Origin of the sequence: Paraburkholderia sp. (assembly GCF_026225065.1) — a bacterium.
In the GTDB taxonomy this organism is placed as follows: domain Bacteria; phylum Pseudomonadota; class Gammaproteobacteria; order Burkholderiales; family Burkholderiaceae; genus Paraburkholderia.
On the sequence record NZ_JAMFSB010000371.1, the window covers coordinates 1 to 9,921 of the forward strand.

At 61.2% G+C, this 9,921-nt stretch carries 7 protein-coding genes; 5 read left to right on the plus strand and 2 right to left on the minus strand.

Annotated elements, in window-relative coordinates:
• Nucleotides 1-342 precede the first annotated feature (342 nt).
• Nucleotides 343-1,497: an epoxide hydrolase family protein gene (locus M0954_RS25970; protein WP_297356313.1), complete on the minus strand. Its 1,155-nt coding sequence runs from the start codon at nucleotides 1,495-1,497 to the stop codon at nucleotides 343-345.
• A 183-nt stretch (nucleotides 1,498-1,680) separates the two neighbouring features.
• On the opposite strand from M0954_RS25970, the gene gcvA reads away from it, so the two are divergent.
• The 5 genes from gcvA to M0954_RS25995 all read left to right on the plus strand — a co-directional run bounded on the left by gcvA (nucleotide 1,681) and on the right by M0954_RS25995 (nucleotide 7,934).
• A complete protein-coding gene (gcvA, locus tag M0954_RS25975; RefSeq protein WP_297356307.1) occupies nucleotides 1,681-2,628 on the plus strand; it encodes a transcriptional regulator GcvA in 948 nt (315 codons plus the stop codon).
• A 273-nt stretch (nucleotides 2,629-2,901) separates the two neighbouring features.
• Nucleotides 2,902-4,413, plus strand: coding sequence for a sugar ABC transporter ATP-binding protein (locus M0954_RS25980; RefSeq protein ID WP_123384713.1), 1,512 nt, complete (start codon nucleotides 2,902-2,904; stop codon nucleotides 4,411-4,413).
• A gap of 19 nt (nucleotides 4,414-4,432) precedes the next feature.
• The gene (locus tag M0954_RS25985) at nucleotides 4,433-5,458 is read left to right on the plus strand and encodes an ABC transporter permease (protein WP_122152262.1); all 1,026 of its coding nucleotides are present in this window, start codon (nucleotides 4,433-4,435) and stop codon (nucleotides 5,456-5,458) included.
• A gap of 112 nt (nucleotides 5,459-5,570) precedes the next feature.
• The gene (locus M0954_RS25990) at nucleotides 5,571-6,512 is read left to right on the plus strand and encodes an ABC transporter substrate-binding protein (RefSeq protein ID WP_122152261.1); all 942 of its coding nucleotides are present in this window, start codon (nucleotides 5,571-5,573) and stop codon (nucleotides 6,510-6,512) included.
• 123 nt (nucleotides 6,513-6,635) lie between these two features.
• The gene (locus M0954_RS25995; protein ID WP_297356309.1) at nucleotides 6,636-7,934 is read left to right on the plus strand and encodes an L-fuconate dehydratase; all 1,299 of its coding nucleotides are present in this window, start codon (nucleotides 6,636-6,638) and stop codon (nucleotides 7,932-7,934) included.
• Nucleotides 7,935-7,984: 50 nt separating this feature from the next.
• Here M0954_RS25995 and M0954_RS26000 read toward each other — a convergent pair.
• The coding region (locus M0954_RS26000; RefSeq protein ID WP_297356311.1) for a PAS domain-containing sensor histidine kinase at nucleotides 7,985-9,921 on the minus strand (1,937 nt) is incomplete at its 5' end.

A 9,921-nucleotide genomic window follows, 5' to 3' on the forward strand; every position in this document is an offset into this window, starting at 1 on the left:
GAATTGCGGCTGGCGGTCGCTATTGACCGGCTGACCGGACGGCGCGGCGTCGGCCTGCGCCGCTCTTGTTGTAGACGGTTGCTCGTCGGCATCAGCCTCGTGATCCGCTCCAGGCCCGGAGAGAGGGATTGAGGTCATCACATAGCTCCCGATTGCATTTCAACATGCAGCCGCGAGAGGTCGCGGGTGGGTCGGCGCGAAACGCATAGACTGGCGCGCGCGCCTCATCACCAGCAAGGTTTGATCCCGCCTACGGTTCAATGGAACGGGCGAACCGCCTCGATTTGGCACGCGTCGCGAAACGCAGATCGCATCCCGCCTAGGGGTGCTTCCTCAACGACCTCACTGCCGTAAGCGCCTGAAAAAGCTACGAATGTCGGCCGCGAGGAGTTCGGGTTCTTCCATTGCCGCGAAATGGCCGCCACGCGGCATATTGGTCCATTGGGCGACATCGAACACGCGTTCCAGCCATACGCGTGGCGGGTGGTTAATCTCTTTCGGAAAGTGCGCAAAGCTCACCGGCGGCAATACCCGTTGTCCGGGGGCGAAACGCATGGGTTGCAAGCGGTTTTCCCAGTACATCTGAATTGCGGTACCAATGCTCTGGGTGTACCAGTAGAGCGACAGGTTGGTAAGCAACTCATCTTTTGAAAATCGCCCCTCGATAACCCCGTCGCAATCGCTCCACGCGCGAAACTTCTCGCCGATCCACGCAGCCAGCCCGGCCGGTGAGTCGTTAAGCGACGCGGCCAACGTCTGCGGCCTCGTGCTATGCATATGCGCATAACCACCCTCGAGCGCAGCCCACTCACCTTTCTCTCGAAGGTAGTTTTGTTCTGCGATGGTAAGCGGCGAATCAGTGGCGTCAATTGCTGGCTCGTACGAGCTCGGCAGAAAGTTTAGATGGATTCCATCGACTATCTGGGAGTGCCGCGAGGCAAGCGCGACCGACACCCCCGCGCCCAGGTCACCACCCTGAGCGCCAAATCGCTGGTACCCAAGACCTCGCATCAGCGATGCCCACAGATCGGCTACCTGAAACGCTGAAGTACCCGCGGTGGCCGGCGCCGGCGAAAACGCAAAGCCCGGCAGTGAAGGAATGACGACGTCGAAGGCATCGTTCGGGTCCGCACCGAATGCAGCCGGGTCGCGCAACCGATCCGCCAGCTCATGAAATTCGAAGAACGATCCGGGCCACCCATGCGTGATGACCAGCGGATAGGGCCGGGGTCCAACACCACGCTGATGAACGAAGTGCACACGCTGACCGTTCACGTTGGCCATGAATTGAGGCTGCTGGTTCAGACCGCGTTCCGCAGCCCTCCAATCAAAACTTTCGGCCCAGTACTTCACCAATTCGCGCAGCCATGTGGTGTCTGTGCCTTGTTGCCACGGCTCGGATGGTGTCGCGGATGCCCACCGGCTGTCGCGCAAGCGCCGGCACAAGTCGTCGATCTCAACATCGGACACGCGAATTTGAAATGGCTCGATATGCATGGCACCTCCTCTGGCAGGATGCAGTCGATTGGCAAACCGTTGATTACCAAGAATACGCGGTCTAACGAATTCGGTTTTCCCGCAGATTAGCGAGCATCGGCAGTGCACTAAACAAAATATCTATCTTGTGGTCCGACCACAAACCCGATAGATTGACCATTCGCGTTAGAGAAACTCTCGTGAATGAAACGGGTACTACCTCCGCTTAATGCACTGCGTGCCTTCGAGGCCGCCGGCCGGCACGGCAGCTTCAAGGATGCCGCCACCGAATTGCACGTGACTCACGGTGCGGTGAGCCAGCACGTGCGTCTGCTCGAGGACTGGCTTGGTGCACCATTGTTCGAACGGCACAACCGGCGCGTAGCGCTCACTCCGGCGGCGAAGGTCTACCTCGAGGAAATCGGCCCGCTCTTCGAGCAACTTTCGCAGGCAACCGCCAGATATGGTGTCTCCGGATCGGTTTCGCGCACCTTATCGGTCAACGCCCCCGCGACCTTCACCTTGCGCTGGCTGGTGCCGAGGCTGGCAAAATTCCGCGCCGAGCATGTCGACGTGGATGTCACAGTGGAGACGTCGAACGAGCCGGTGGAGAGTCTGAAAGAGCCCTACGACATCATCATCCGGGGCGGCCCGGATACGTTCTATGGCTACGCGATGCAGCCTTTTCTCGCCGAGGAGCGGCTCCCGGTCTGTAGCCCGGCACTCCTGCAGCTTCTGCCGCTGCGGATGCCAGACGACCTGAGGCAGCATACGCTGCTGCATACATCGAGTTTGCCGCGACTGTGGCCGGACTGGCTGGCCAGAGCAGAGCTTCCTGCGCTGCGGCCGGCTGCCACCCTGACTTTCGACCACTTCTACCTGACCTTGCAGGCCGCCATTGATGGAATCGGCATCGCGATGGGACCGACTGCGCTAGTCTCCGACGATCTCGCCGCCGGCCGGCTGGTCGCGCCGTTCGCCGGCCCGCGTCTGCCGTCTCGAAGCTATTGCACGTATGTTCCGGATGCGAAATGCGACGACGACCTGGTCGTGCTGTTCCGCTCGTGGCTCGAACGCGAGGGTGCGGACCTACCGCGTTCATCGCCTTCTCCGCGCACGCGGCGCCCCCGGCGCCCACCTCGATCGCAATAGAGCAAGCACAGGCAGGCACGAGCAGCCGTTAAGCCGCGCCAAGCCACCGCAGCGCAGGTTTGCTCAGACATTAGGGAATGCCTACGCTTGGCCGGCTGCCATCCAGCATCGTAAAATCGTCTTACATCTGATTGGGGGCCCAGCAATGTGTCTGGCTTCTCGTTGTGATTTTGACCGCGATATCCGGCGCCGCATGGCGTCTGCGGTGCCTGTTCGATCCGCTTCCTCCGGGAAAGCCAGCGGTAGCCGCAGCATTCTCGTTGCGTCCGCCTCATGACCCCGCTCATTTCCGTCAAGAAGCTCAGCAAGAGCTTTCCCGGCGTGCGGGCGCTTCACGACATCCAGTTCGATCTCGTGGCGGGCGAAGTCCACACGCTGATGGGCGAGAACGGCGCCGGCAAGTCGACGCTGATGAAAATCCTGGCGGGCGTGTATACCCGCGATTCCGGCGAGATCGTCTACGACGGCCAGCCCGTGGACTTCCAGAGTCCACGCGAGGCGCAGGCCTTGGGCGTATGCATCATCCATCAGGAACTGCAGTTGATGAACCATCTGAGCGTCGCCCAGAACATGTTCATCGGCCGCGAGCCGCGTGGACGGCTCGGCGTGTTTCTCGACGAAGACAAGCTCAATAAACAGGCGAGCGAGATTCTTGCGCGAATGCATATGAATCTCGATCCGCGCGCCATCGTCAGCACTCTGACGGTGGCGAAGCAGCAAATGGTCGAGATCGCCAAGGCCTTGTCCTTCGACTCGCGCGTGCTGATCATGGATGAACCGACTTCGGCACTCAACGACGCCGAGATCGCCGAGCTGTTCCGCATCATTCGGGAGCTAAAGAGCGGGGGCGTGGGAATCATCTACATCTCCCACAAGATGGATGAGCTCAAGCAGATTTCCGACCGCGTCACCGTGCTGCGCGACGGGGAATACGTGGCGACCGTCAATGCGCAAGACACCAGCGTCGAAACGATCATCGGCATGATGGTGGGGCGGACCTTGACCGACGCCGAGCCTTCCCAGCGTGGAACGGACAAAGGCGAGGTCGCCCTCGAGGTCAAACATCTGAACGCCGGCCCGCTCGTCAGAGACGTGAGTTTTGCGCTGCATAAGGGTGAGATCCTGGGCTTCGCCGGCTTGATGGGCGCCGGTCGCACCGAAGTCGCGCGGGCCGTGTTCGGGGCCGATCCGGTCGAATCCGGCGAAATCATCGTCAATGGCGTGAAGGCGACGATCAGGACGCCGAGCGACGCCGTGAGGCGCGGCATTGGCTATCTCTCGGAAGACCGCAAGCGTTTTGGGCTCGCAACCGGCATGGACGTCGAATCGAACATCGTCATGTCCAACCTGAGCAAATTCCTCTCGTTCAATTTTTTCTTGCGCCGCAATCAGATGCGCAAGACCGCTTCGCATTTCATCAAGCTGCTTGGCATCCGCACGCCCTCGGCGACGCAAACGGTGCGGCTTCTCTCGGGCGGCAACCAGCAGAAAATCGTGATTGCGAAATGGCTCGAGCGCGACTGCGACGTGCTGTTCTTCGACGAGCCGACGCGCGGCATCGACGTGGGCGCCAAGAGCGAAATCTACAAGCTGCTGCGCGAGCTGGCCGGGCAGGGCAAGGCGATCGTGATGATCTCATCGGAGTTGCCGGAAGTCTTGCGCATGAGCGACCGCATCGTCGTGATGTGCGAAGGCCGCATTACCGGCGAACTCTCAGCCGCGGAGGCGACGCAGGAGCGCATCATGCAACTGGCGACGCGGCGCGAAACCCTAAAAGCAGCGTGAATCTCAAGAGGTCCACTTTATGACACAGCCATCGGATAGTTCGGCACTGGGTAGCCAGGGACGATCGTCCGGCCTGAGAGCCCGCCTGTTCTCGCCGACCGCTCTGCAAAAGATGCTGGCCTTCGGCAGCCTGATCCTGTTGCTGATCTTTTTCAGCTTCGCCTCGCCGTCGTTCATGCAGATGGACAACATGCTGGGGATCCTGCAGGCGACGGCGGTCAACGGTGTGCTGGCGATTGCCTGCACGTTCGTCATCATCACCGGGGGCATCGATTTGTCCGTCGGTACCTTGATGACCTTCACGGCCGTCATTTGTGGTGTGTTTCTCACCAACTGGCATTTCCCGATGTGGATTGGCGTGCTGGCTGCGATCGGCACGGGCGCGCTATGCGGAAGCATCTCGGGCACCCTCACGGCGAAAATGAAAATACCGCCGTTCATCGCCACGCTGGGCATGATGATGCTGCTGAAGGGGCTGTCGCTGGTCGTCTCCGCGGATAAGCCGATCTACTTCACCGACACCGACAACTTCTCCATGATCTCGCAGGATTCGCTGATCGCCTATTTCCTGCCGAGCGTGCCGATTCCGAATGCGGTTCTGATTCTCTTCTTCCTTGCGATCGCGAGTTCGATCACGCTCAATCGCACGGCGCTCGGCCGCTATACCTTTGCGCTCGGCAGCAATGAGGAGGCGGTGCGCCTCTCCGGCGTGAACGTCGACCGCTGGAAGATCGCCATTTACAGCCTGGGGGGGGCCATTTGCGGCATCGCCGGTCTGCTGATTGCCTCGCGCCTGAATTCGGCCCAGCCGGCGCTAGGCCAGGGCTATGAACTCGAAGCGATCGCCGCCGTAGTGATCGGCGGGACTTCGTTGAGCGGCGGTTCGGGCACGATTCTGGGCACCATCATCGGCGCGTTCATCATGAGCGTGCTGACCAACGGCCTGCGCATCATGTCGGTTGCTCAGGAGTGGCAGATCGTCGTGACCGGCCTCATCATCATTCTCGCGGTCTACGCAGATATTTTGCGGCGCAGGAAAAGCTGAGATTACGCAGCAAAGGTGGCAAGCAGGAGCAGAAAAGATCAAGAAACGGGAGTGCGGTTGGCTCCCCTAATGGCTGAAGAAAGATGGCCCACACATCAGGAGGAGATACCTTATGTTGAAAAGAAAACTTATCAGCGTCGCAATCGGCGTCGGCACACTCGTTGGCGGCACGAGCATCGCGCTCGCGGATCAGCCGTACATCCCGCTTATCTCGAAGGGCTTCCAGCACCAGTTCTGGCAGGCTGTCAAAGCCGGCGCGGAGCAGTCTGCGAAGGAGCAGAACGTCAGGATCTCGTTTGAGGGTCCAGAAACCGAGGCAATGGTCGACAAGCAGATCGATATGCTCTCGGCGGCGCTCGCCAAGAAGCCGCAGGCACTCGGTATCGCGGCGCTCGACAGCAAGGCGGCCATCCCGTTGCTGAAGCGGGCGCAGGCGCAAAAAATCCCGATCATCGCCTTCGACTCGGGCGTCGACAGCACCATTCCGGCGACGACGTGCGCGACCGATAACATCGCCGCGGCCGCGCTCGCCGCCGACAAGATGGCCGAAGCGGTTGGCGGGTCCGGTGAAGTGGGCCTGATCGTGCACGACCAGACGAGCCGCACCGGCGTCGATCGCCGCGATGGCTTCCTGAACGAGATCAAGGCGAAGTACCCGAACATCAAGATCGTCTCGGTGCAGTACGGTGGCGGCGACCATCTGAAGTCGGCGGAAATTGCCAAGACGATGATCCAGGCCAATCCGAACCTCAAGGGTATTTTCGGCTCGAACGAAGGTTCGGCTGAAGGTGCTGCGATCGGCGTCAAGGAATCGGGCAAAAAGCTGATTCTGATTGGCTACGATTCGGGCAAGGAGCAAAAGGACGACATCACTTCAGGCCTGATGTACGGCGCCATTACGCAGAACCCGATTGGTATCGGCAAGTGCGTGGTCGACTCCGCCGTGAAGGCGCTGAAGGGCGAGACGCTGCCCAAGAAGGTCGACACGGGCTTCTACTGGTACGACAAGAGCAATATCACCGACCCGAAGATCGCCGCCGTGCTGTATGACTGAGCGTCGCCGAGCGTTGCTGTAGCGCGCGACAAAAGAGAAGAGGGGCGGCGGCGTTGTATGACGCCACGCCCCTCTTTGTTCATGGATGCAAGCTGAAGCCTCTCGCAGAGGAAGGTGTTTTAGATGACTACGATCACCAGGCTAACTGTCCGGGACATCCGGTTTCCGACGTCGCGTTCGCTCGACGGCTCCGATGCGATGAACGCCGCACCGGATTACTCCGCCACCTACGTGACGCTCGAAACCGACTCGCCGCACGGGCTGACGGGCCATGGCCTCACGTTCACCATCGGGCGCGGCAACGAGATCTGCGTGAGCGCGGCACAGGCGCTGGCGCCGCTCGTCGTCGGCAAGACGCTCGAGGATATCGCCGCGAACATGGGCGCGTTCTGGCGCGCGTTGACCTCGGACAGTCAGTTGCGCTGGATCGGCCCGGATAAGGGCGCCATTCATCTGGCGACCGCCGCGGTCGTGAATGCGGCCTGGGATCTGTGGGCAAAATCGGAAGGCAAGCCGGTGTGGAAGCTGCTTGTCGACATGAGCCCCGAAGAACTCGTGCGTTGCCTCGACTTCCGCTACGTGACCGATGCGATCACGCCGGATGAAGCGATTGCCATGCTGCACCGTCATGCAAGGACCAAAGGCGAGCGCGAAAAGGAAATGCTGGTGCACGGTTTTCCGGCCTACACGACCTCGGCCGGCTGGCTCGGCTACGACGACGACAAGATTCGCCGCCTCGCCCGCGAAGGCGTCGCACAGGGCTGGACGCACTTCAAACAGAAGGTGGGCGGCAACCTCGAAGAAGATATGCGCCGGGCTCGCATCCTGCGTGAAGAAATCGGCCAGGACCGCAAGCTGATGATGGATGCGAACCAGGTGTGGGATGTCGACGAGGCGGTCGCGAATATGCGGCGTCTCGCGCAATTCGATCCGTGGTGGATCGAGGAGCCGACGAGTCCCGACGACGTGCTCGGCCATGCGACTATCCGCGAGCGCTTGCGGCCTATCGGCGTAGCGACTGGCGAGCATTGCCATAACCGCGTGATGTTCAAGCAGTTGCTGCAGGCGCAGGCCATCGACTTCTGTCAGGTCGATAGCTGCCGTCTCGGCGGTCTGAACGAGGTGATCGTCGTGTTGCTGATGGCGGCGAAATTCGGCGTGCCTGTGTGCCCGCATGCGGGTGGTGTCGGATTGTGCGAATACGTGCAGCATATTTCGCTGTTCGACTACATCTGCGTGTCGGCATCGCTAGAGAACCGCGTGCTCGAATACGTGGATCATCTGCATGAGCACTTTGTCGATCCGGTGGTGATCCGCCAGGGCCGTTACATGCCGCCGCAACGCCCCGGCTACAGCATCGAGATGCATGCGGCGTCGCTCGATCAGCATGATTTTCCAACGGGGCCGGTGTGGCGGAGCTAGCTTAGGTTAGGAGCGCTACGGTTATGAGGCAGCGCTGAAGCAGACTCCGCTCAGGAGAAGTCCTCCTCCCTGACCGAAACGGGCACGCGCACCTTGATGAGGGTGCCGTTGCCCGGCGAACTGACCACATCGAGTGCGCCACCGAGCATCAGCACACGCTCCTTCATCCCGGCGAGGCCAAAGGATTTATTGCGGATTGCTACGGGATCGAATCCACGGCCGTCGTCGCGCACTTCTAGCAGGCAATCGTTGCCCTTCTGTTCCAGCGTGATGAATACCTCTTTTGCTTCGGCATGCCGCGTAATATTGGTGAGCGCCTCCTGCACGATTCTGAATAACGCAATGGCCCGGTCCTCGGCGAGCTCCGGACTTTCCTCCGGCACGCGCAGGCGGCAGGTCGTCTCGCCATTCTGCGAAAATTCGTCGGCGAGCCATTCGAGCGCCGCTGCGATTCCTGCATCGAGCACGGCGGGACGCAACGAGGCGACCACGTTGCGCACCACCTGGATCGTCTTGTCCGCGAGCAGCAGTATTTTCTGAACGTGCTCGCCGAGAGCCGGGTTGTCATGGCCAAAGCGCAGACGCAGCGTCGAGGCGCCCATGCGCAGTGCGGTCAGGTGCTGGCCGAGTTCGTCGTGCATCTCGCGGGCGATACGCTTGCGTTCTTCCTCGCGTGCGGTTTCGCGTCGTGAGGTGAGTTCGCGCAACAAGTCGTAAGACTCGTACAGGCGTTGTTCGGCTTCCTTGCGTTCGGAGATATCGCGCCAGATAGTCAACACGCTCTGCACGACCCCATCCGCGTTGTACTCGGGTACGGCATGCACGTACCAGCACTGCGATTTGCCGTGTTTGGTCCAGGCCAGTTCGAATTTGGCCACCACACCGCTTTCCATGATCTCCTTCAGTTTCGCGCGGGTGAGCCGCGCGACTTCGGCCGTCGCCGCCGGCACCTGGCCGGCCTGCTTGCCGAGCAGCTTCGGCGCCTCCATGCCGCTGATGCGTTCGAACTCGGGGTTCACATACGTGCGCAGGCAGTCCCGATCGTAGCGAATGATAGGATCCGGCGCGTTTTCCGCCAGCGTGCGAAAGGCCAGTTCGCTGTCGCGCAGTGCCAGTTCAATGTCTCTCAGGCGAGTGACGTCGTGTGCAATGCCCAGTACGCTGACTACGCGGCCTTCGGCGTCCTTCTCCGGAATGTGCCGCACCTCGAAGATGCGCGGGCCATTAGCCGTTAGCCAACGCGCTTCATGCGTGTTCGGTTGCCCCTCCACAAACGCGCGCCGGACAGCCTGCTCGAGGCGCCCGTTCTGTTCTGTTTCGGAGGTTGGCGCCAACTCCCCGGGTGTCTTGCCGATAAAGGCTTCCTGCGGCGCGCCAAAGGCCCGGGCAATGGCCGGATTGGCGTACAGATGACGACTCTCGCAGTCGAAGCGGGCAATGAAGTCCGGGAAATTCTCGGTGAGCGTACGAAAGAGCTGCTCGCTTCGCTTCAGGTCGTCGATGTCGCGGCTGATGGCTAGCACGCTGGCCACCGTGCCGTCCGGCGCGAACTCCGGAACGATACGCATATGCCCCCAGCGGATCCGGCCACTGGCATCGCGCAGCGGTAACTCCTCGGTCACTTCCATCCCTGTTTCGACCACGTGTTGCAACTGCTGCATATACCGGGCGGCATCGACGAACGACCCTCGCTCGGCCGGCGTGGTGCCGAGCACGTCGCTGGCAGGCAGACGCATCAGGCTGAGAAGCGCCGGGTTGGCGTAGATGCGGCGGTAGCTCAGATCGTAGCGGGCGATGTAATCGGGCGAATGCTCGACAACGGCACGGAAGGCCTGTTCGCTCGCATAGAGCCGCAACTCGGCCTCCTTGCGCTCGGTGATGTCGAGTCCTAGAGCAAGGGCGCCCACGATCTCGCCGTGCAGGCCGCGCTCGGGTAGGAGGCGGACATGATGATGACGCGTGCCGTTGCCGCTATCCGGCACCATGA

Coding starts and splice junctions, on each gene's coding strand:
- M0954_RS25970 (WP_297356313.1), bottom strand. CDS start 1,497: ATGCATATCGAGCCATTTCAAATTCGCGTGTCCGATGTTGAGATCGAC.
- gcvA (WP_297356307.1), top strand. CDS start 1,681: ATGAAACGGGTACTACCTCCGCTTAATGCACTGCGTGCCTTCGAGGCC.
- M0954_RS25980 (WP_123384713.1), top strand. CDS start 2,902: ATGACCCCGCTCATTTCCGTCAAGAAGCTCAGCAAGAGCTTTCCCGGC.
- M0954_RS25985 (WP_122152262.1), top strand. CDS start 4,433: ATGACACAGCCATCGGATAGTTCGGCACTGGGTAGCCAGGGACGATCG.
- M0954_RS25990 (WP_122152261.1), top strand. CDS start 5,571: ATGTTGAAAAGAAAACTTATCAGCGTCGCAATCGGCGTCGGCACACTC.
- M0954_RS25995 (WP_297356309.1), top strand. CDS start 6,636: ATGACTACGATCACCAGGCTAACTGTCCGGGACATCCGGTTTCCGACG.